General features: G+C 69.6%; 15 protein-coding genes and 2 pseudogenes. 5 read left to right on the top strand and 12 right to left on the bottom strand.

Annotation, left to right across the window (positions count from 1 at the left end; genetic code table 11):
• Positions 1-334: 334 nt before the first annotated feature.
• Positions 335-667 (top strand): hemophore-related protein, encoded by a 333-nt coding sequence (locus BN971_RS07630; RefSeq protein ID WP_085180565.1) that lies wholly within the window; start codon positions 335-337, stop codon positions 665-667.
• A 199-nt stretch (positions 668-866) separates the two neighbouring features.
• Here BN971_RS07630 and BN971_RS07625 read toward each other — a convergent pair whose 3' ends face one another.
• Entirely contained in the window at positions 867-3440 is a 2574-nt protein-coding gene (locus BN971_RS07625; protein ID WP_090350039.1) for a bifunctional FO biosynthesis protein CofGH, read from the bottom strand.
• A 283-nt stretch (positions 3441-3723) separates the two neighbouring features.
• Here BN971_RS07625 and BN971_RS25670 point away from each other — a divergent pair.
• Positions 3724-3798: pseudogene (locus tag BN971_RS25670) on the top strand (PE family protein); the annotation flags it as partial.
• 41 nt (positions 3799-3839) lie between these two features.
• Positions 3840-4361: a hypothetical protein gene (locus BN971_RS07615; protein ID WP_170322090.1), complete on the top strand. Its 522-nt coding sequence runs from the start codon at positions 3840-3842 to the stop codon at positions 4359-4361.
• A 13-nt stretch (positions 4362-4374) separates the two neighbouring features.
• Here the strand turns inward: BN971_RS07615 and BN971_RS07610 are convergent, their stop codons facing one another.
• Together BN971_RS07610 and mshB are read right to left on the bottom strand one after the other, a co-directional pair.
• A complete protein-coding gene (locus tag BN971_RS07610) occupies positions 4375-4848 on the bottom strand; it encodes a hypothetical protein (RefSeq protein ID WP_085180390.1) in 474 nt (157 codons plus the stop codon).
• Positions 4849-4939: 91 nt separating this feature from the next.
• On the bottom strand, positions 4940-5872 hold the full coding sequence (gene mshB / locus BN971_RS07605; protein WP_085180392.1) for an N-acetyl-1-D-myo-inositol-2-amino-2-deoxy-alpha-D-glucopyranoside deacetylase: 933 nt from the start codon (positions 5870-5872) through the stop codon (positions 4940-4942).
• Between the two features lie 76 nt (positions 5873-5948).
• Between mshB and BN971_RS07600 the strand changes: the two genes are divergently transcribed.
• A complete protein-coding gene (locus BN971_RS07600; RefSeq protein WP_085180394.1) occupies positions 5949-6557 on the top strand; it encodes a TetR/AcrR family transcriptional regulator in 609 nt (202 codons plus the stop codon).
• A 10-nt stretch (positions 6558-6567) separates the two neighbouring features.
• Here BN971_RS07600 and BN971_RS26275 read toward each other — a convergent pair whose 3' ends face one another.
• From BN971_RS26275 to BN971_RS07560, 8 genes and pseudogenes are all read right to left on the bottom strand, one after another.
• The gene (locus BN971_RS26275) at positions 6568-8856 is read right to left on the bottom strand and encodes a PE family protein (RefSeq protein ID WP_085180395.1); all 2289 of its coding nucleotides are present in this window, start codon (positions 8854-8856) and stop codon (positions 6568-6570) included.
• 233 nt (positions 8857-9089) lie between these two features.
• Complete coding sequence (locus tag BN971_RS07590) at positions 9090-10976, bottom strand: ABC transporter family substrate-binding protein (RefSeq protein WP_169718582.1); 1887 nt, start codon at positions 10974-10976, stop codon at positions 9090-9092.
• A 109-nt stretch (positions 10977-11085) separates the two neighbouring features.
• The gene (gene typA / locus BN971_RS07585) at positions 11086-12975 is read right to left on the bottom strand and encodes a translational GTPase TypA (protein WP_085180399.1); all 1890 of its coding nucleotides are present in this window, start codon (positions 12973-12975) and stop codon (positions 11086-11088) included.
• Between the two features lie 138 nt (positions 12976-13113).
• On the bottom strand, positions 13114-13845 hold the full coding sequence (gene narI, locus BN971_RS07580) for a respiratory nitrate reductase subunit gamma (protein WP_085180401.1): 732 nt from the start codon (positions 13843-13845) through the stop codon (positions 13114-13116).
• Positions 13835-14478: pseudogene (narJ, locus tag BN971_RS07575) on the bottom strand (nitrate reductase molybdenum cofactor assembly chaperone). Before narJ ends, narI begins: the two are co-directional and overlap by 11 nt.
• A complete protein-coding gene (gene narH, locus BN971_RS07570) occupies positions 14475-16055 on the bottom strand; it encodes a nitrate reductase subunit beta (protein WP_085180405.1) in 1581 nt (526 codons plus the stop codon). Before narH ends, narJ begins: the two are co-directional and overlap by 4 nt.
• The gene (locus BN971_RS07565) at positions 16056-19709 is read right to left on the bottom strand and encodes a nitrate reductase subunit alpha (RefSeq protein ID WP_085180407.1); all 3654 of its coding nucleotides are present in this window, start codon (positions 19707-19709) and stop codon (positions 16056-16058) included. It lies immediately after the preceding gene.
• A 265-nt stretch (positions 19710-19974) separates the two neighbouring features.
• A complete protein-coding gene (locus BN971_RS07560; RefSeq protein ID WP_085180409.1) occupies positions 19975-20379 on the bottom strand; it encodes a (deoxy)nucleoside triphosphate pyrophosphohydrolase in 405 nt (134 codons plus the stop codon).
• Between the two features lie 26 nt (positions 20380-20405).
• On the opposite strand from BN971_RS07560, the gene BN971_RS07555 reads away from it, so the two are divergent.
• A complete protein-coding gene (locus BN971_RS07555; RefSeq protein WP_085180411.1) occupies positions 20406-20690 on the top strand; it encodes a 4a-hydroxytetrahydrobiopterin dehydratase in 285 nt (94 codons plus the stop codon).
• On the opposite strand, the gene BN971_RS07550 is transcribed toward BN971_RS07555, so the two are convergent.
• On the bottom strand, positions 20687-21925 hold the full coding sequence (locus BN971_RS07550; RefSeq protein WP_085180413.1) for a mannosyltransferase: 1239 nt from the start codon (positions 21923-21925) through the stop codon (positions 20687-20689). The genes BN971_RS07555 and BN971_RS07550 overlap by 4 nt on opposite strands.
• Positions 21926-21938: the final 13 nt, after the last annotated feature.

Genomic DNA, 21938 nt, shown 5'->3' with positions numbered 1-21938 from the left:
ATACACGTCAACCACCTGGCCCGCCGGTCGCCGGACCGGCCGGAGGCGGCGGCCGGGGCGGTCCGATCGCAGCGCGGGCGTCGGGGGTGGCCGACGGACGCGGATCGCGACAAACCGCCCGGTTACGGCCCCGGCGGGATCACGGCAACCGTTCGCCCCTGGCGAACAATGCCCTGGCCTGGCATTTGTTACGTCTCCTCGACGTTGTGCGATAACGATTGCGTTGGAAGAAAGCTCAGGGGGGCTGTAATCTCGACCGAAGACGGCAACCGCTGGGCAAGATGTCGTCGCCGTCGTCTGACGGTGCATTAGTTGGGGAAGGTGTCCGTACATGGTGAGGCTGTCATTGACCAAACTGGCTACCGCTGTTGGCGGTGCCGCCATCGCGTTGACTGCCGGGGCCGGGATCGCGTCCGCGGACCCGTTGGACCCGGTGATCAACACGACGTGCAACTACGGGCAGGTGATGGCGGCGCTCAGCGCGACCGACCCGGGCGCTGCCGCGCAGTTCAACGCGTCGCCGATCGCGCAGAGCTACCTGCGTCAGTTCCTTGCGTCGCCGCCGTCGAAGCGGGCTCAGATGGCTGCGCAGATTCAGGCCATGCCGCAGGCCGCGGCGTATTTCAACGACGTGACGGCGGTCGCGAGCACTTGCAGCGGTTACTGAGCCGCACTCCGGTTCAGTAGCCGCTGAGCAGGCGGCGCACTTGATTTGAGGCCTCGGGCCCGGCACGGCTTGAATCCGTGCCGGGTCCGCCGGTTTTCTGGCCCACAACAGCGGCGTCCCGGATCGCGGCATCTGTTCTCAGTGTTCTGTGGGCCGCGGTGTCCACGACCGGCGGCCGCGCGCGGTCGCGGCCTTGCGGTCAGACCGGCAGCGGCGCGTAGGAGGTGGTGCGCTGACGCGCCGGGCGCCCGATGCCCTCGGCGATCGCCATCAATTCGGCCGCCGTCTTCGACGACCCGTGTTCCGAGCCGGCCATGCGCGAGATGGTCTCCTCCATCAGCGTGCCACCGAGGTCGTTGGCGCCGCCGTTGAGCATCACCTGCGTCCGTTCGACGCCGAGCTTGACCCAGCTGGTCTGGATGTGAGAAATGCGGCCGTGCAACATGATCCGGGCCAGTGCGTGGACGGCGCGGTTGTCGCGGTGGGTGGGCCCGGGGCGGGCGGCGCCGGCGAGGTACAGCGGCGAGTTCTGGTGCACGAACGGCAACGGGACGAACTCGGTGAAACCCCCGGTGCGGTCCTGGATGTCGCGCAGCACCTGCAGGTGGGCCACCCAGTGCCGGGGGGTGTCGACGTGGCCGTACATCATGGTCGACGACGACCGCAGGCCCACCTCGTGCGCGGTCGTCACGATTTCGACCCACATCGACGTCGGCAGCTTGCCTTTGGTCAGCACCCACCGCACTTCGTCGTCGAGGATCTCGGCTGCGGTGCCCGGAATCGTGTCCAGCCCGGCCTCGCGCAGGCCGATCAGCCACTCGCGAATGCTCAAGCCGCTCTTGGTCACCCCGTTGGCGATCTCCATCGGGGAGAACGCGTGCACGTGCATGGACGGCACGCGGGCCTTGACGGCGCGAACCAGCTCCGCGTAGCCGGTCACCGGCAATTCGGGGTCGATCCCGCCCTGCATGCACACCTCGGTGGCGCCCTGGACGTGCGCCTCCCACGCGCGGTCGGCGACCTCGTCGACCGAGAGCGAGTAGGCGTCGGCGTCGCCCTTGCGCTGGGCGAACGCGCAGAACCGGCAACCGGTATAGCAGATGTTGGTGAAGTTGATGTTGCGGTTGACCACGAACGTCACGTCGTCGCCTACGGCGTCGCGGCGCAACGAATCAGCAAGGGCGGCAACCGCTTCCAATGCGGGGCCGTCGGCCGTCGCCAGCGCGAGATATTCGTCGTCGGTGCAGCCGCCCGGGTTCCGCTCGGCCGAGCGCAGCGCCGCGAGCACGTCGGTGTCGATGCGTTCGGGGACCCGCGCGGCCAGCTCCGCGACGTGTGCACGGATGGATTCCCAGTCGCCGAAGGCGCTTTCGAGGTCGCTGCGGGCCTCGCTGTTGCGGCCGTCGGTGTCGATCGCGGCGTTCAGGTCGACCCGGCCGGCGGACTCCACGTCGTCGGGCTCCTGCCACGGCCTGCCCACCGGGTTGACGTCGCGGGCCAGGCCGGTGTCGGGGTCGGCCAGCGCCTCGACGTGGCCGTAGACGCGGGGGTCGATCCAGGCCGCGCCGGCCTGGACGTACCTGGGCTGGGCGGTCAGCCGCTGGACCAGCTCGTAGCCGCCCGCGACGGTGACGGCGGCCAGTTCGTCCAGCGCCGGCCAGGGCCGTTCGGGGTTGACGTGGTCGGGGGTCAGCGGCGAGACACCGCCCCAGTCGTCGACGCCGGCGCGGATCAGCGCCAGGCATTCCTCGCGCGACACCAGGTTGGGCGGCGCCTGAATCCGCATTCCCGGCCCGAGCACCAACCGCGCAACCGCCACGGTCGCCAGGTAGTCCTCGATCCCGGCGTCGGGGACATCGGCCATCGCCGTGTGCTGCTTGGCCCGGAAGTTCTGCACGATCACCTCTTGGACGTGGCCGAACTCCTTGTGGGACTTGCGGATCGCGTGCAGGGTTTCCGCGCGTTCGGTCAGCGTCTCCCCGATGCCGACCAGCAGGCCGGTGGTGAACGGAATGGACAGCCGGCCCGCGTCGGTGAGCGTGCGCAGCCGCACGGCCGGGTCCTTGTCCGGACTGCCGTAGTGCGCAAGCCCTTTGGTCTCGAAGAGCCGGCGCGACGTGGTCTCGAGCATCATGCCCATCGACGGTGCCACCGGTTTCAGCCGCGACATCTCCGACCAGCTCATCACACCGGGGTTAAGGTGCGGCAGCAACCCGGTCTCCTCCAGCACCCGGATCGCCATCGCCCGCACGTAGGACAGCGTGGAATCGTAGCCGCGCTCGCCCAGCCAGTCGCGCGCCTCTTCCCAGCGCTCTTCCGGCCGGTCGCCCAGCGTGAACAATGCTTCCTTGCAACCCAGTTCGGCCCCGCGACGGGCAACGTCGAGCACCTCGTCGGGCTCCATGTACATGCCGGCCCCGCGGGCGCGCAGCTTGCCGGGGGCCGTCGCGAACGTGCAGTAGTGGCAGCTGTCACGGCACAGGTGGGTGATGGGCAGGAACACCTTGCGCGAGTACGTGATCGGCAGGTGCCCGTTCGGCCCCCGCCGCCCGGCCGATTCCAGACCGGCGTCGCGCACCCGCGCCGCGCTGGCGCACAGGTCCGCCAGGTCCGCACCCCGCGCCGTCATCGCCAGGGCGGCCTCGTCGACGTTGAGGACGACGCCGTCGCGGGCCCGGCGCAGCACCCGCCGCAGCGCCGAAGCGCTTGCTACGGGCGGGACGACGGGGCTCCGCAGAGCGACGGGCGCCTTACCCGGGGGCTCCGGTGTCAGTGGCACGTTGGTGTAACTCCCCCACGATCGGATTTCATCCGCGTGTCCCGGAACATCGCGTCTTGGCAACCACGGCAGGCCCCATACGCGCAACAGTAGCGGCAGGGGCCGGCCGCCAAGCGGTTGACCACGAGTCGACGAGGTCCAACGGACCCGTTGGGCTTTGCCGTGATTCCCGGTGATCGGCTCGCCGATGGCGATACGATCCGAGCAATTCGTCGAATGACGACCAGTCACAGCCGCGCTGGGGTGTGTGGCCAGGGCTGGCAAAGGGAGGTGCCAGATGTCTTTTGTGTTCGCCGCGCCTGAAGCACTGGCCGTCGCGGCCTCCGACTTGACCGGTATCGGACGCGGGCTCGGCTCGGCCGGCGCCGCGGCCGCCGGCCCGACGAAGGCGCCGTGTCGGGCGGCGGCGGCCTGCTGGGCGGCCCGGGACTGCTGGCGCGCGGCGCTCAAAGCGTCGGCCAGTCCGCCGCTCTGCTGCTGGCCCCCACGGGCGGGGTTCGCGCTCTGACCGCGGCCGCCGCGCTGCTGTCGCCCGCCGGCATGACGGCCGCCGCCGCGCTGACGCCGGCGGCGAACGCGTTCGCCCCCATCGCCGACGCGATCGAGGCCGCCTACCTGCAGATCGAGCCGTGGGTGCAGTACGGCTTCCAGCTCGTTACGTGGGCGGCCGGCTATGTGCCCTACGTGAGCTGGGTGGCCCCGCAGATCATGTTCTTCTACGACCTCTTCGAGCCGATGGTGCAGAGCGGCCTGTTCAACACGCTCGATTGGCTGGCCGGCGAGATCACATTTTCTCAGGGGCTGAGCAACTTCTGGGCGGCCACCACGGCGTCGATCAACCAGTTCATCAACACCGAGATCTACTGGTTCCGCAGCTTCCTGCCGCCGCTGCCGCCGCTACCGCCGCTCTCGTAGCGGCCGGAGCGGCTCAGGGCATCGGCGCTGCCGGATGGCCGCGCCGCCACAGCACCCAGGCCGGCGGCGCCACCCCGAGCGCGATCAGCAGCAGCGCGCCGTAGGCCATGAGGCCCCGGCCGCCCAGAACGATGTCGTCGCCCGGCCCGCCCATGCTGAACACCGCCACGGTCAACAGCCATGACCACAGCGGCAGCGCGGCCACGCGCGACGACCTGGTCCACTGCCCGGCGGCCCAGACGAGCGCGGCGTTGAGCAGCCCACTGAGCAGTGCGCTGACGGGGAAGGGAACGGAGCCGATGTAGGAAGGCAGTAGCAGGGCCCCGGCCAGTGCGGAGAGGACACCGTCGACGGCGAGCAGCGACAAGACGACAAAGCGGATGGCGGGGTCCGTCGGGCCGGGATCGTCGACCGACGCGACGCGTGGCTCGATCGCGGTCAGGTCGGAACGCTGTCGATGTTGGACAGGATCGAGCCGATCACCCACTGCAGGCTGTCCAGCCGGTCCTGCCAGTGCTGCATATTAGGGTCCATGTCCGGGTCCATGAGAGTTCCTTCCGTGGCTGCCTTGTAGGAGCCTACCCCGTGGGCCCCGCGCCGAACCACGTGAAGCCAAGCCCCGCAAGCAAATCTGTCTCCCAGCCACGCTCGTCGCGCTCGCCGGCCGTGCCCGCGGCCAGGACGTAGTGCTCGGGCCCCACGATGGGCAGCGCCATGTTGTTGGACAGCGCGCAGGCGCGGCCGGTCGGACCGACCACCACCTGGGTGGCGTGCGCGGCCAGGGCCGCGGCTTTGGCCGCCTGCGCCCTGGGGTCGGGCTCGATGACGGCGTCGATGTCGGCGTCGGCATACCCGAAGTCGAACCCCTCTTCCGGCGGCACGGCCCACTCCTTGAGCAGGTCCTCGGGATTCAGCGCGGCCAGCGCGGCGGCGAATGCCTTCTGCGCGAACACCGTCCAGTAGAACTTCGGCACCGCCCACGGCTCTCCCGGATAGTCGGCGGGGCCGGTCGCGGGGCCGGCGGCGGCGACCGCGGCGGTCGTCACGGCGTGGGCGTGGACGTGATCGGGATGCCCGTACCCGCCGTTGGGGTCGTAGGTCACGACGACGTGCGGCCGCTGGTCGCGAATGATCGCCACCAGCGCGCCGACGGCCTCGGGCTCGTCGGCGTCGATGAACCTCTGCCGGCGCCGCGGCGGAGTGCCGGCCATGCCGGAGTCACGCCAGCGGCCCGCGCCGCCGAGGTAAACCGGTTCGCCGACGCCCAGCGCGCTCAACGCGGCCGTGAGCTCGCCGATGCGGTAGCCGCCGAGCTGGTCGGCGCGGTCCACGGCGAGGTTCGCCCACCGGTCACCGATCACCTCGCCCTCCTCGCCCAGGGTGCACGTCACGACCGACACCTGCGCGCCGCGGGCGGTGTAGTGGGCGATGGTGGCTCCGTTGCTGAGGCTTTCGTCGTCGGGATGGGCGTGGACGAACAGCAGCCTCGGAGTCTCGCGCGTCTGCGGCATGGACGTAAACTACCCGGAACCCCCGCCTTTGCTCGGACAGCAGCGGGATAGGAACGCCGACGGCTACTATCGAGAAATGCCTCAGCTCACCCAGAAATCGCCGGAGAGCCGCAGCCGCCGGCGCGGCGAGGTTCTGGAGCGGGCGCTCTACGCGGCGACCCTCGCCGAATTGGCCGAGGTCGGATACGGCGGGCTGACGATGGAAGGGATCGCGGCGCGCGCGCAGACCGGCAAGGCGGCGCTGTACCGACGCTGGTGCACCAAGCAGGATCTGGTGCACGCGGCGCTGGTGCATACCCTGCCGCCGTCGCCCGAGCTGCGCTCCGGCCGGTCGGCCAGGGACAACCTGCTGGCGGTGTTCAGCGCGCACCGCGACGTCTGCGCCGGCAAGACCGACTTCCCCGGCATGGCCACCATCAATCAGCTCCTGCACGAAGACGAGATGCGCGCCATCTTCGCCGACGCCGTGGTGGCGCCGCGCCTGAAACTCATCGAATCGATCCTGCAGGCCGCGGTTGCCGACGGCGACCTCGATCCGAACACGGTCACGCCATTGACGGCGCGCATCGGCCCGGCGCTGATCAACCAGCACTTCCTGCTGCACGGATCTCCGCCGAACCGGCGTTACCTGGAGCTCATCGTCGACACGGTGATCCCGCCGCGGTCGCCCGCGACCGCCGACTGAACCGCCCGGCCTAGAGCAGCCCGGCCAGGTTGGCGCCCAGCGCCAGGCTCTGGTCGAAGATGCCCTCGATGCCGCCGATGTTGCCGGCGTTGAAGACCTCCTGTCCGGTACCGGTCAGGAAGAGCGCGGTGGCCGGCGAGCCACTCAGGAAGCTGTTCACCGTCTGCTCCCCGGTGGAAATCACCAGATTGCCGACGTTGAAGGCGCGGTTCAGCACCCCGTTGAGTGCCACCGGAGTGCCGAATGTGGCTGTCTCCCAGGCGATTTCGTTGCCCAGCAGGTTGGTGTTGAAGGCCGTTTCCAGCCCGACCAGGTTGTTGAACGCGCCGAATTCGGCCGCCCCGATGGCCTGTAGGCCCGCGATCGGCGCCGCCACCAGGGCCGCCCCCGTCGCGGGAAGCCCGGCGAACACCGACCCGCCCAGCGTCACGCCGAGCATCGCCTGCAGGCCGCCCGCGGTGAGCGCCCCGGTCAGGGCCGCCTGCAGGCCGCCGCCGCCCAGGAAGGCACCCGCGACCGCCTCGACGACACCGAGGTCCCACAGGAACTTGGTGGGCAGGGCGGCCAGGAACCCGCCGCCGGCGATGATCGGGCTGGTGCCGATCGCCAGACTTCCGGTCAGCAGGCCCAGGGGCAACTGCAGGCCGATCAGGCTGTCGACGGTCGCCTCGCCCGTCCCCAGCACCAGGTTCCAGAAGTTGAAGAAGGTGTTGGCCACGTCGTTGCCGAGGTTGCCGAAGAGGGCCAGTTCCAGGCCCGCTTCCTGGGCGACCAGGGCGGCGTTGAAACCGAGTTCGGCGTTGAGCAGCGCCGCGTTGAAGTTGAGCTCCATCGTCTGCAGTTGCGCCAGGAACGCGGCCGGCGAGGTGGCCGTCAGCAGCGTCTGGAAGGGCGCGACCAGGTTCAGCATCGCGGTCGGCAGCTCCGCCAAACTGGCCGCCAGGCCTCCCGACAGGGCCGCGCTCAGCGAAGCGCCCAGCCCGGTCAGGGCGAGGTTGATGTTGGCGCCGAGGGCCGGGCTGAAGCCCAGGATGTTCGCCAGCGCGGCGAGGCTGCCGCTCAAACCGCCGGTCAGGCCGGGAAGGCCGGCACTCAGGGCGCCCGACAGCGCCGTGCTGATGCCGCCGGTCAAGGCCGGCAGGCTGAGGCCCAGTCCGGGCAGCCCGGCGGTCAGGGTGCCGGCCAGCGACTGGCCGGTCTGCACGAGCCCGGAAAGGCTGGCCCCCAGGCCCGGGAAGCCGCCCGTCAACACGGCGTTGAGCCCGGGCAGCGCGCCGGTCAGGGTGGCCTGTAGACCGGGCAGGCCGGCCGTCAGCAGCGCACCGCTTTGCGCCAGCGCCGCCAGGCCGCCGTTGACGTCGGCGGCCAACGCGGCGCCCAGGGGCCCCAGTCCCGAGAGGCTGCCGCCGAAGCCGCCGCTCAACGCCGCCGTCAGTTGTGCGCTCAGGCCGGACAGCCCGCCGCTCAGGCTGGCGGCCAGGCCCGGGAATGCCAGGCTCAGCCCACCGGCCAGGCCGGACAGTTGGGCGCCCAGGCCGCCGGCCAGGCCGTTTATCCCCGCGCCGAAGCTGTTTGCCAGCGCCGTACCGGTCTGCGCCAACCCCGACAGCCCGGCCCCCAGCCCGGCTCCCAGCCCGGAGAGGTTTGCGGACAAGCCACCCGACAACGCGGCGTTCAGCTGGGCGTTGAGGCCGGAAAGTCCGCCGCCGATGGTGGCCTGCAGGCCGGGCAATCCGGCGCTCAGCGCGCCGGAGACGTTGGACAGCCCGGCGCCGATGTTGGTGGCGAGCGCGCCGCCGGTCTGCGCCAGGGCGTTCAGGCCGCCGTTGACGTCCGCCGCGATCGCGGTGCCCAGTGGCGCCAGGCCCGAGAGATTTCCGCCGAGGCTGGCGGACAGGGCGAGGTTGAGGCCGGCGCCGAGCTGCGTGATGTCGGCGCTGAGGCTGGCGGCCAGGCCCGACAGGCCACCGCTGAGGTCGACGCTCAGCGCGGGGACCGAGGCGGCCATGGTCTGCACCACGTTGGCCTCGGCCGCCGCGTATGTGCCCGCGCCCGCGTTCATGGTCTGGACGAACAGTTGGTGGAACGCCTCGGCCTGAGCGCTGAGCTGTTGATAGCTCACCGCGTGCTGGGAGAACAGGGTAGCTATCGCCGCGGACACCTCATCGGCGGCGGCCGGCAGCACTCCGCTCGTCGCCACGGCGGCGGCCAGATTTGCCGAACCGATCGACGAGCCGATATTCGCCAAATTCAGCGCGGCATCGGCCATCAATTCCGGTGCTGCGATCAGATACGACATGCTGCCTCCCCGGCTCAAGACATCCCCACCCCGCTATCCCCCACGTCGGATCGTGCGGGTGAGCGCGATAAAACCGAGAGTATCGCCGTGCCGCTAGGCGGTGCTGAAAACAACCATTTGCGTTAATTCACCTAATTGTTACCGACCGGGGCAATTCGCCCGTAAGGGTCCGTTTGAATTCGGTTGGGCCGGGGTTGTTTTCGGCCAGGCCCGGGCCGCGGCCGAAGGTGCCCTCAGGGCCCGGTTTTGATCCATTGGCCGGCGTCGCCGACGATGCCGACCGGCACGGCTCCGGAAAGGCTGACGTTCTGCACGCTCGGCCCGGCCGCGACAATGGTGGTGTCCTGCAGTATTGGCAAGACCGTGGACATATTCCAAATTCGCGGCTCGACCGCGGTGATCACGTCGTTGATGTTTTTGGTGCCATTGAGCGCGGCATCGATGTTGGACTGGATACTGCGATCGCAGATTCCGGTGAGATTCGACGGCGCCTGCACCAAGGCGCCGGGTTCGGGTGCACGGCTGGTGGTCGTCGGCGTCGGGGACGGCGGGGCCGGGGGCGCCCCGGCGGACGGCCCAGCCGCGGTGGGACCGCTGGTGGCGGCCGCATTGGAGGTCGACACCTGGGTGGTCTGCAGCGCGGGACAGCCATAACGCGAGGCCAGCAGCGTGGCGAGGTTCCCGCCGGCCTGATGCCAGCCGACGATGGCGTCAACCTGGTTGTTGTTGAGCGCGTCGCGGTAGAGCAGCACCGGGTCCAGCGCCTGCACGGTCGCGGCGATGCCGACGTTGCGCAGCTGGTCGGCCGCGGTGTTGGCCACCGCCACGGCGGTCGGGTCATTGGCCGCCACCCCGATCGCCAGCGAGAGCTGCTGGCCGTCCTTACTGATCCGGCCGCGGACCACCTCCGGCGGCCCACCACCGGGCGGCGGCGGCGGCGGTGGCGTCGAGGTGTCGCTGTCGACCTTGTATCCGGCGCCGGTCAACAGCGCCAGCGCCGCCGGCGTCGTCATCGCCGGCGGAGCGGTCGGCTCGTAGCCCGGATCGCTCGGGGAGCGGATCTGGGCCTGGTCGAGCGTGACGGTGTTGTCGCTGCCGGCGCCGACGGCCGCGAGCAGGTCGACGTCGAGCAGTCCCAGGATCGCCTTGCGCACCTGAGAGTCCGACAGCTTGGGCTGGTTCGCGCGCAGCGTGAGCTGCATGACCCGGGGCGTCACGATCCGCGCCGTCCGCACGTCGGGAATCGCCGACAGCTGGGCGAAGGCCGCCGAACCGCCGTGCACCTGGGCCACCTGAGTGTCGCCGTTGCGCACGGAATCGGCCAGCGCGGCCGGGGCACCGGCGCGGCGGAACAGGATCAGCGCGGGCTTGGCCGGCGGACCCCAGTAGCGGTCGTTGCGGGCGATCAGGATTTCGTCGCGCTGCGGGTCGATGCTCTCCACCCGGAACTGCCCGCCGGTGACGGGCAGCGCCCTGGCCAGGCCGGCCGCAAAGCCGCCCGGCACGTCCTTGACGATGTGGGCGGGCAGGATGTTGCTGAACAGTTCCTTCCACGCCGGGTACGGCTGCGAGAAGGTGACCACCGCCTGCTTGCCCCCCTCGAGCGACTGCACCGAGGTGATCAGGTCGTATCCGGCCGGGTCGACCACCCCGGGCTGACCGACCATCTGGCGCCACAGGTACCAGAAGTCGTCCGCGGCGATCGGAGCGTTGTCGGTCCACTGCGCCTCGGGCCGGATCTTGTAGGTCACCGTGAACGGGTTCTGGTTGGTCACGTCGGCCGACACCAGCAGCGTCGGGTCCATCTCCCAGCGCGAACCCGTGGGCGTACTGGGATCGGCCACCGGCCGAAACGCGCTGGGCAACACGAGCGCGCTGATCGCGGCGTTCACCGGCGACAGGTCGGACAGCAGGTGCGGGTTGAACCCGGCGCCGATCGAGTCGATGCCCATGATGATCTGCGTGACCCGCGGCGGAGGCGGGGGCGCGTTGTGCGGCGTGTCGGTGCTCTGGGGGGCCGGCGGCGGGTTGACCGTGCACGCCGCCACCACCACGCCCACGAGCGAGACGACCCCGCCCACCGTCGTCATCAGGCGGCGGGATGGTCTCGGCACGCCGATCAGCGTATCGAGCACCCGCCGCGGCACGCGCGCACCGAGCCTGACCCGGCGGCGGGAAACCGCGCCGGCGTTCGCAGTGAGGTCATGCTCGCGGGGTTCCGCCAATCCGCTAACCCCGGGCCTTGGCGCGCGCCCGGCTGCGGGCCCGGGTGGTGGCGTCGAGCTCGACCTTGCGGACCCGCACGATCTCCGGGGTCACCTCGACGCATTCGTCGGGCGCGCAGAACTCCATGGCGCGTTCGAGGTCGAGTTCGAGCGGCTTGGCCAGGGTCTCCATGACGTCGGCGGTCGACGAGCGCATGTTGGTCAGCTTCTTCTCGCGGGTGACGTTGACGTCGAGATCCTCTGGGCGAGGATTGATTCCGACGACCATGCCCTCGTAGGTGTCCTGCCCGGGCTCGACGAAGAACTGGCCGCGATCGGCGAGCTGGAGCAGCGCGAACGGCGTGATGGTGCCGGACCGGTCCGACACCAGCGAACCGGTGTGCCGGGCCCTGATCTCCCCCGCCCACGGCCGGTATCCGTCAAAGACCGCATTCGCGATCCCGGTTCCGCGGGTGAGCGTGAGGAAGTCGGTGCGGAAGCCGATCAGCCCGCGGCTGGGCACGATGAAGTCCATCCGCACCCAGCCGGCAGCGTGGTTGGTCATCTCCTCCATGCGGCCCTTGCGGCCGGCCATCAATTGCGTTATCGCGCCGACGAATTCGTCCGGGCAGTCGATCGTCATCGCCTCGAAGGGCTCGTGCAGCCTGCCGTCGATCGTGCGGGTGACCACCTGCGGCTTGCCGACCGTGAGCTCGAAGCCCTCGCGGCGCATCTGTTCGACCAGCACCGCCAGGGCGAGTTCGCCGCGGCCCTGCACCTCCCACGCGTCGGGGCGGCCGATGTCCACCACCCGGATCGACACGTTGCCGACGAGTTCGGTGTCCAGCCGGCTGCGGACCATCCGCGCGGTCAGCTTGTGACCCGGCACCTTGCCCGCCAGCGGCGAAGTGTTGGTGCCGACGGTCACCGATATCGCCGGCTCGTCGACGGTGATGCGCGGCAACGCGTGAGCGTGATCGGGGTCGGCCAGGGTGTCCCCGATCATGATCTCGGGCAGCCCGGCGACGGCCACGATGTCGCCGGCGATCGCCTCGTCCGTGGCGCTGCGTTCGACGCCCTCGGTCGCGAGCAACTCGGTGATCTTGGCGCTGGTGATGACCGGTAACCCGTCGACCTCGCGCATCCACGCGACCTGCTGGCCCTTGCGCAGCTTGCCGTTGTAGATGCGGATCAGCGCCAGTCGCCCGAGGAAGGCCGACGCGTCGAGGTTGGTCACCAGCGCCTGCAGCGGCGCCTCCGGGTCGCCCGACGGCGGCGGGATGTGCTCCATCAACACGTCGAACAGCGGGTCGAGGTTGTCACCGTCGGGCACCTGGCCGTCGGCGGGCTGCGTGGTGCTGGCCACGCCGGCGCGACCGGACGCGTACAGCGTCGGCAGGCCCAGCGCGTGCTCGGCGGCCTTGGCCGCCTCGTCGTCCAGGTCGGAGGCGACGTCGAGCAGCAGGTCGTGGCTGGACTCGACCACCTCGGCGATCCGCGCGTCCGGCCGGTCCGTCTTGTTGACGACGAGGATCACCGGAAGATGGGCGGCCAGCGCCTTGCGGAGCACGAAGCGGGTCTGCGGCAGCGGCCCCTCCGACGCGTCGACCAGCAGCAACACCCCGTCGACCATGGACAGCCCGCGTTCGACCTCGCCGCCGAAGTCGGCGTGCCCGGGGGTGTCGATGACGTTGATCACCGTCACGGTCCCGTCCGGGTTGTGGCGATGCACGGCGGTGTTCTTGGCCAGGATGGTGATGCCTTTTTCCTTCTCGAGGTCACCGCTGTCCATGATGCGTTCCTGGGTGTCATCACCGCGGTGGTGCAGCGCACCGGACTGCCGCAGCATCGCGTCGACCAGGGTCGTCTTGCCGTGGTCGACGTGGGCGACGATGGCGACATTGCGGAATGGCACGTCGGTGATTGTGGCAGTGGGGGCCTCAGATAGCGAACCGGCGCCGGGGGCGGTGCCGCCCGTTCGCAGTGAATCCAGGGTGGCGCCCCCCGGCGTGTCGCCGCCCTGGATTCACCGCGAAAGCCCAGGCCGCGCCGGTTACCAGCCCCTGCGGGGCGGTGCCGCGCCGACCATCTCGCCCTCGGCCGTCGCCGCGCGGCTGCGGTAGACGATGTAGGGCCGGAACAGGTAGACGACCGGCGCGCTGAACACATGGACCAGGCGGGTGAACGGCCACACGGTGAACAACACCATGCCGATGAGGGCGTGCAGTTGGTAGTCCAGCGGTGCGTTGACCATCACCTCGCCATGCGGCTGCAGGAGCCAGATCCGCCGGAACCACAAACCGACCGTGTAGCGGTAGTGAAACTCGCCGCCGTGCGGCCCGGTGCCGATCAGGTCGCAATACAGGCCCACCACGATGGCGAGCACCAGCACGACATACATCAGCTTGTCGCTCCGGCTGGTCGCGATGGACACCGCGGGGCGCGTGAAGCGGCGGTAGATCAGCAGACCGATACCGGCGAGCGTCGCTGCGCCCGCGATCGAACCGGCGATCACCGCCTGCAGGTGGTAGGCGTAGTCGCTGACCTTCAACATGTGCGTGACCCGCGGCGGGATGCACAGGCCCATCACGTGCCCGGCGAAGACGGCCAGAATGCCGAAATGGAAGATCGGGCTGCCGATCCGCAACAACCGCGACTCGTAGACCTGCGAGGAGCGCGACGTCCAGCCGAACTTGTCGTATTTGTATCGCCACCACGTGCCGAGCACCAACACCGTCAGCGTGACGTACGGCGCGATGTCCCAGAAAAGTACGCTACTGAACATGTGCCGCTCCTTCCCTGCGCCGCGGCGGCACGGTCAACGTGAAAGGTTGCAGCCCAACGGCTTCCGCGGGTGGGCCCTCCCGGGCGAGGCGCTCCGCGCGGCGCAGGTCCAGATCGGTCCCCGCCGGCAGCGTCGCGCACACAGCGGCCACGGTGTGCTCGTAGGGCGACTCGGCATCCGCGAGGGCGCCCCGCAACACGTCGATCGGCACTCGGTGCTCGGCCAGCAACCGCCTGCCGGATCGGGGGTCGACCGTGGCGGCGAACTCCAGCACGACGGGCAGGTGGTCCGGCGCCTCGCCGCGCGGTAGGCGGCGGCGAACGCCAGCATCTCCCGCCCGCGGTTGCGGGTATCCCCGGCGGTCCAGTACGTCAGATACATCGTGCAGTTTCGCCGCATGTCGAACGTCGCCACGTAATCCGCCGCGGCATCCATGGGCGTGCGGGCGCGCAACGCCGCGACCGTGCGGTCGAGCAGCCCGGCCGGGGCGCCGCCGGCGTGACCGAGCAACTCCTCGACGGTGTCGAGCCGCGCGCCCAGGCGAGGGTCCGGATAGGCCAGCAGCAGGGACGCCGCCTGCCACACCAGCCGGTCCCGCATCGTCTTGGCGTTCGACCGTTCCCGCAGCCTCATCGCGTCTGCTCCCCGGGAAACAGTCCGGCGGGTGCCTGGCGGCCGTCCCAGTTGAGCAGATTCACCCGCTGCACGGAGTGAAAGGTCTCGACCGACACCGGCACCGGGTCGCCCGACTCGTACATGCCCGGGCCGCCGTCGCCGTCCAGCGCGCAGCCCATCCCTTCCAGCTCGCGGGCCTGTGGTCCGAATGCCGTCGGGATGACATAGCGCTCTTCGTATTTCGCGATGGCTAGCAGCCGGTACATCTCGTAGACCTGTTCTTCGGTCATGCCGACGGACTGCGGGATGTGCGGCTGGGTCTCCCGGCCGAGATTGATGTCGCGCATGTAGGAGCGCATCGCCGCGAGCCGGCGCAAGACCCCCTCGACCACCCGGGTGTCGCCGGCGGTGAAGAGTTCGGCCAGGTACTGCATGGGGATGCGCAGCGCCTCCAGCGCGCCGAACAGGTTTCCGGCGTCCTCCCCGTCATGACCGTCGCGGCTGACCGCGTCGACCACCGGCGACAGCGGCGGGATGTACCAGACCATCGGCATGGTGCGGTATTCGGGATGCAGCGGCAGGGCGACCTTGTAGGTGTTGATGAGCGCGTACACCGGGGAGCGCTGCGCGGCCCGGATCCACTCGTCGGAGATGCCCTCGGCCCGGGCGCCCGCGATCACCTCGGGATCGCTGGGGTCCAACAGGATCCGACGCTGCGCCTCGTAGAGGTCGGCGTCGTCTTCCACCGATGCGGCCTCGAGCACCCGCTCGACGTCGTAGAGCACCAGACCCAGGTAGCGCAGCCGCCCGACGCAGGTCTCCGAGCAGATGGTCGGCAGGCCGACCTCCATCCGCGGATAGCACAGCGTGCACTTCTCGGCCTTGCCGGTCTTGTGGTTGAAATAGACCTTCTTGTAAGGGCATCCGGACACACACATGCGCCAGCCGCGGCAGCGGTCCTGGTCGACCAGCACGATGCCGTCCTCGCTGCGCTTGTACATCGCCCCCGACGGGCACGACGCCACGCAGGAGGGGTTGAGGCAGTGCTCGCAGATCCGGGGCAGGTAGAACATGAAGGTCTCTTCGAGCTTCAGCTTCACCTCCTCGCTGACCTTCTTCAGGATGGGATCGCCGGCCAGGATCTCCGGCGAGCCTGCCAGGTTGTCGTCCCAGTTCGGCCCCCAGGAGACCTTCATCGGCTCGCCGGTGATCAGGCTTTTCGGGGCGGCCGTCGGAAAGGTGTCACCCGCCGGTGCGGTGGTCAGGTTCTCGTAGTCGTAGGTCCACGGCTGGTAGTAGTCGTCGATGGTCGGCAACCTGGGGTTGGCGAAGATCCGCAGCAGCTTGTGGATTCGCCCGCCGTCACGCAGCCGCAGGCGGCCCTTGCGGTCGCGCACCCAGCCGCCGCGCCAGCGCTCCTGGTCCTCGTAGGTGCGGGGATAGCCTTGCCCGGGCCGGGTTTCGACGTTGTTGAACCACACGTACTCGGTGCCCGACCGGTTCGTCCACGCCTGCTTGCAAGTCACCGAGCAGGTGTGACAGCCGATGCACTTGTCCAGGTTCATCACCATGGCCAATTGCGCCATTACCTTCATTCAGTACCGCACTTCCTGGCTGCGCCGGCGCACCACCGTCACCTCGTCGCGCTGGTTGCCGGTCGGGCCCATGTAGTTGAACGCGAACGCGTGCTGGCCGTAGCCGCCGGCCAGGTGGCTCGGCTTGATCCGCACGCGGGTCAGCGCGTTGTGGTTGCCGCCGCGCTTGTTGTTCTTCTCGGTGCGCGGCGTGTCCACGGTGCGTTCCTGCACGTGGTAGACGAACACCACGCCGTCGGGCATCCGGTGGGAGACGATCGCGCGGCACACGTAGATGCCGTTGGCGTTGACCGCCTCCACCCAATCGTTGTCGCGGACGCCGATTTTCGCCGCGTCCCCCGGGCTCATCCACATCGTCGGGCCGCCGCGCGACAGCGATAGCATGTACAGGTTGTCCTGGTAGGTGGAGTGGAACGACCACTTCGAGTGCGGCGTGAGATACCGCACGGTCAGGCCGATCCCGTCACCGGTGGGGCCGAGCGAGGGCTCGCCGAAGAGCCGCGTCATGTCCAGGGGCGGCCGGTAGACCGGCAGGTGCTCGCCCAGCTCCTCGACCCAGTCGTGGGCCAGGTAGAAGTGCATCCGCCCGGTGAGCGTGTGGAACGGCTTGAGGTTTTCGATGTTGATGGTGAACGGCGCGTAGCGGCGGCCGCCCGTTTCGCTGCCCGACCACTCCGGGCTGGTGATCACCTGGACGGGGCGTGCCTGGGTGTCGGCATAGGTGACGCGACGTTCCTCGCTGCCTTCGGCCAGGTGCGCCAGGCGCTGACCGGTGCGCTTCTCCAGCTCGCGGAAGCCCTCCACCGCCAGCCGGCCGTTGGTGGTCCCGGACAGCAGCAGCACGACGTCGGCCATCCGCGCGGCGCTGGTGATGGCCGGCCGGCCCTGCCCCGCACCGGAATTCATCACGCCGAATTTCGCGCCCAGCTCCTCGACCTCCTTGAAGGGATGCACGGTGACCCCCTTGGTGGTCACCCCGAACTGGTCGACGAGCGGACCCAGCGTCAGCCACTTGTCGTAGACCGCGGCGTAGTCGCGCTCCACCACGGTCAGCCTGCCCATCGTGCGCCCGGGCACCGGAGTCGCGCCGGTGCTCAGCCAATCTTCTTCCGTGCCACCGGGATAGGCCATCGCGTCGGGTGTGTCGTGCTCGAGCGCGGTGAGCACCACGTCGCTGCGGGTGCCCAGGTGGCGCTTGGCCATCGCGCTGAACGCGCGGGCGATGGCGCCGAAGGCGTCGAAGTCCGAGCGGGTTTCCCACGGCGGGTCGGTCGCGGCGCTGAACGCGTGCACGTACGGGTGCATGTCGGTGCTGGAGATGTCGGCCTTCTCGTACCACGTCGCCGCGGGCAGCACGATATCGGACACCAGCGTCGTCGACGTCATCCGGAAGTCGATCGACATCATCAGGTCGAGCTTGCCCTCGGGGATGTCCCCGGGGCGCGCCGGCTCGGCCTGCACGTTGGAGTCGGTGCCCAGCAGGTGGCGCAGGAAGTACTCGCCGCCCTTGCCGGATGATCCGATCAGGTTGGCGCGCCAGACCGTAAGTACCCGCGGCCAGTTGGCGGGATTGTCGGGATCGGTGACGGCCAGTTTGAGTTCGCCCCGTCCGAGCCGCTCGGCGACGTGCTCGGCGACGTCACGGCCCGCGGCGCGGGCCTCGTCGGCGACGTCGAGGCTGGACCGGTCGAACTGCGGATAGAACGGGCTCCAGCCCATGGCGGTCGCGGAGGCAAGCACGTCCATGGTGTGCTTGCCGGCGAACCTGCCCCGGCCGATCGGGCTGGCGAGTTTGTCGGCCTGGTACCCGCCGTAGCGCCACTGATCGGTATGCGCATACCAGTAGGAAGCGCCGGGCACCTGCCGCGGCGGCCGCACCCAATCGGTGGCCATCGCCATCGTCTGGAATCCGGTGAGGGGCCGAACCTTCTCCTGGCCTACGTAGTGCGCCCAGCCTCCGCCGTTTCGTCCCATCGACGCGGTCAGCATCAGCAGCGCCAGGACCGCGCGGTAGATGGCGTCGCCGTGAAACCATTGGCAGATCCCGCTGCCCATGATGATCATCGACCGACCGCCGGATTCCTCTGCGCTGCGAGCGAATTCCCTGGCGACCCGGATGACCTGGCCGGCCGACACGCCGGTGATCGGCTCCTGCCACGCGGGGGTGTTCGGCTGGGTGGGATCGTCGTAGCCGCTGGGCCATTCGCCGGGCAGTCCGGGCCGCGCCACTCCGTATTGGGCGAGCATGAGGTCGAACACCGTGCACACCAGGTGCTCTCCGACGCGGCGGACGGGAACCCCGCGCGCGACGGTGGCACCTTCGCCGCCGACGGTGTCAAAGCTGGGCAGGTGCACCAGCGCCGTGTCGCAGTCCGATCCGGCCACGCTGAGCGCGGGCACCAGATCACCGAGATCGAGGTTCCACTTGCCCAGGCCGTCCTCGCCGTAACGGAAACCCAGCGAGCCGTGCGGCACTACCACGGCGCCGCTGGCCTCGTCCAGCACGGCAGGCTTGAGCGCCGCATTCTCGACGCCTCTGCCCAGGTCCGCCGCCGTGAGATTCTTTCCCGGCACCAGCATGTCGCCGCGGTGTTCGAGCTTGATCAGGAACGGCAGGTCGGTGAAGCGGCGCGCGAAGTCAGCGAAGAACGGAACTTGCTGTTGCACATAACATTCCGAGAGGATGACGTGGCCCATCGCCATCGCCAGCGCGCCGTCGGTGCCCGCGGCGCACGGCATCCACTCGTCGGCGAACTTGGTGTTGTCGGCGTAGTCCGGGCTGACGGTTACCACCTTGGTGCCGCGGTAGCGCGCCTCGGCCATCCAGTGCGCGTCGGGCGTGCGGGTGATCGGCACGTTGGAGCCCCACATCATCAGGTACGCGGCGTCCCACCAGTCGCCGGATTCCGGGACGTCGGTCTGGTCGCCGAAAACCTGCGGCGAGGCGACCGGGAGGTCGGCATACCAGTCGTAGAACGACGTCATCGGAGCGCCGATCAGTTCGAAGAACCGCGAGCCGGCGGCATAGGACACCATCGACATCGCCGGGATCGGAGAGAAGCCGGCGACCCGGTCCGGGCCGTACGCCTTGATGGTGTGCACGTGGGCGGCGGCGATGATTTCGGTGGCCTCGGCCCAGGTCACCCGAACCAGTCCGCCTTTCCCGCGGGCCCGCTGGTAGCGACGACGCCGCTCGGGGTCGGCCTGGATGTCCGCCCACGCCAGCACGGGATCACCGAGCCGCGCCCTGGCCTCGCGGTACATCTCGACCAGCACGGCCCGGGCGTAGGGATACCGAACCCGGGTGGGCGAGTAGCTGTACCAGGAAAACGACGCGCCGCGAGGGCAGCCGCGCGGCTCGTATTCGGGCCGGTCCGGACCCACGGACGGATAGTCGGTCTGCTGGGTCTCCCAGGTGATGATCCCGTCCTTGACGTAGATCTTCCACGAGCAGGAGCCGGTGCAGTTGACCCCGTGGGTGGAGCGCACCACCTTGTCGTGACTCCAGCGGTCGCGGTAGAAGGCGTCTGCCTCCCGACCGCCCCGCCTGGTGACCGTGCGCAGGTCGGACGAGATCTCGCCCGGGGTGAAGAACCGACCGCTGCGCTCCAGCAGCTCCTCGAGTAGTCCGCCGACGCGAGGTGTGACAGTCAAGAAGCAAACCCCTCCACTTCCGTGGCGTCGCGCCTTTCACCAAGCGGCTGGCTGCGACCGGAGCGGGCGTCATACGCGAAGGGCACTGTCGCGCAGGGTATTCGCGCCCTGAGCACCGCCCGTCCGGGATGGCCGCGGCCACGCAAACACCGCCGCGTCAGGTTCGACCGACGTCTTTCTTACAAGTCACTTTGTTATATATCCTAGTTCACGCCGGCGACCTGCCACGCGCCTGTGGGCAGCCTGCCGAACGACTGTGGACTCGTTATGAGGTCGCTTCGAGGGCTCGTCTCAAGTCCGTCAACCAGCCGCGATCGGCCGGCACCCAATCGACGTCGCCGAGCTCCGCCGCCGTGACCCAGCGCAGCGCGCGGTGGTCGTGGGCGTGCGGCTCGCCGCGGCGCAGCCCCACCCGGTAGGCACGCAGCGTCATCCCGGCATTGAGCGCGACGTCCGCGCCGAGGCGCTCGCCGACGCTGACGTCGCCGACCGACAGACCGAGCTCCTCGGACAACTCGCGGGCCAGCGCCGCCGGTTCCGTTTCCCCGGGCGCGACCTTGCCGCCGGGAAGCTCCCAGCGCCCGGCCAACTCCGGGGGCCGCGCCCGCTGCGCCACCAGGAGCCGGCCGCGACGGATCACGGCGGCCGCGACGACGATCTGGGTCGGCATGGCCAGAGACGGTATACGGTCGAGGTATGGCTGTGTTATCGGACGAGGAAGTGGACGCCGCGCTGCAAGACCTCGACGGATGGGAGCGCGCCGACGGCGCCCTGCGCCGGTCGATCAAGTTCCCGTCGTTTCTCGGCGGAATCGACGCGGTGCGCCGGGTGGCCGAGCACGCCGAAAGCAAGGATCATCACCCGGACATTGATATCCGTTGGCGGACAGTGACTTTCGCGCTCGTCACGCATTCCGAGGGCGGCATCACCGACAAGGACGTCGCGATGGCCCGCGACATCAACGGCATCGTCGGCGACTAGGACTCGGGCCTGGGCCTGGGCCTGGCCGCGATCCACGCGAGGGTCGCGACGGCGCCCACGATGTAGACCAGTCCGCCCCAGGCCAGATACCACGGGCGGTTGACCTGCCAGATCGTCGGCTGGGCAAAGCTCAGCAACCACGGCACGCCAATGATGGCGAGCGCCAACCAACCCCAGCCCACCACGCGCGCCCCGTGCCGGGCGCGCTGCGGCCCGTGGATCGCCCAGATCATCAGCGGCACCAGCCACACCCAGTGGTGCGTCCACGAAATCGGGGATAGCAGCAGCCCGAACAGTTCGACCACCAACAGCTTGCCCAGCCGATCCGGGCCGTCCAGCGCGCGCCAGGCCAGGACGGCGGTGACGGCGGTGACCGCGAGCGCGGCCAGCACCGGTGGGCCGTAGCCGGCGTCGTGGCCGACGATCCGCGAAATGCCGCCGCGCCACGACTGATTGAACGATGTGGCGATCGGGCCGACCCGATGCGCGTCACCCAGCAGTTTGGTGAAGTAGTAGCGGGTCTGGTCGCCGGCCGCCAACACCGACGCCCCGACGGTCGCGAGGAACACGGCCGCCGAAAACACCGCCGCCCCCCACCGCCGAACGCCGAGCAGGTAGAGCCCGGCGATCGCCGGGGTCAACTTGATGCCGGCCGCCACGCCGACCAGCAATCCCGACAGCCACCACCGCGAGCTGTAGGCCGCCCACAGCACCGCGAGCATCAGCAGCACGTTGACCTGCCCGTAGTCGAAGGTGCTGCGCAGCGGCTCGATCCAGATGGTGACCGCCGTCCACAGCATCGCCACGCGGGGTCCGCCGGCCGCGTCGGCATCGAGGCCCATCATGCGCTGGCTGACCCGAACGCACGCGTACAGGGCCGCCATGGTCGCGACCTGCCAGAGGAAGGCGACGAGGCCGAACGGCAGGAAGTGCAAGGGGTAGAAGATCACGGCCGCAAACGGTGGATAGGTGAACGGCAGCGGGAAGTCAGGCGTCTGGTCGGCGTAGACGTAGCCGTAGAGCGTGCCGGGATGGTCCAGGGCCGCGGCGCCGCCGAGGTAGACGTGCAGGTCGACGAAGTTGGCCCCGTGGGGCGTGAGGTAGGTCCACGCGAGCCGCGCGGCGACGCTGGCGATCAACAAAAGCGGCGCGGCCGCGTGCAGCCTGGCCGACCGCCGGGTCTCCGGTGCCGCCGCGGCGGCCGAGGTGGTGTCTATCCGCCCGACTCTAGCGATCGCGCTGCCGCCG

Source organism: Mycobacterium bohemicum DSM 44277 (assembly GCF_001053185.1).
GTDB lineage: Bacteria > Actinomycetota > Actinomycetes > Mycobacteriales > Mycobacteriaceae > Mycobacterium > Mycobacterium bohemicum.
Note: the sequence above shows the minus strand (reverse complement) of the source record. Positions and strands in the feature narration are given on the sequence as shown.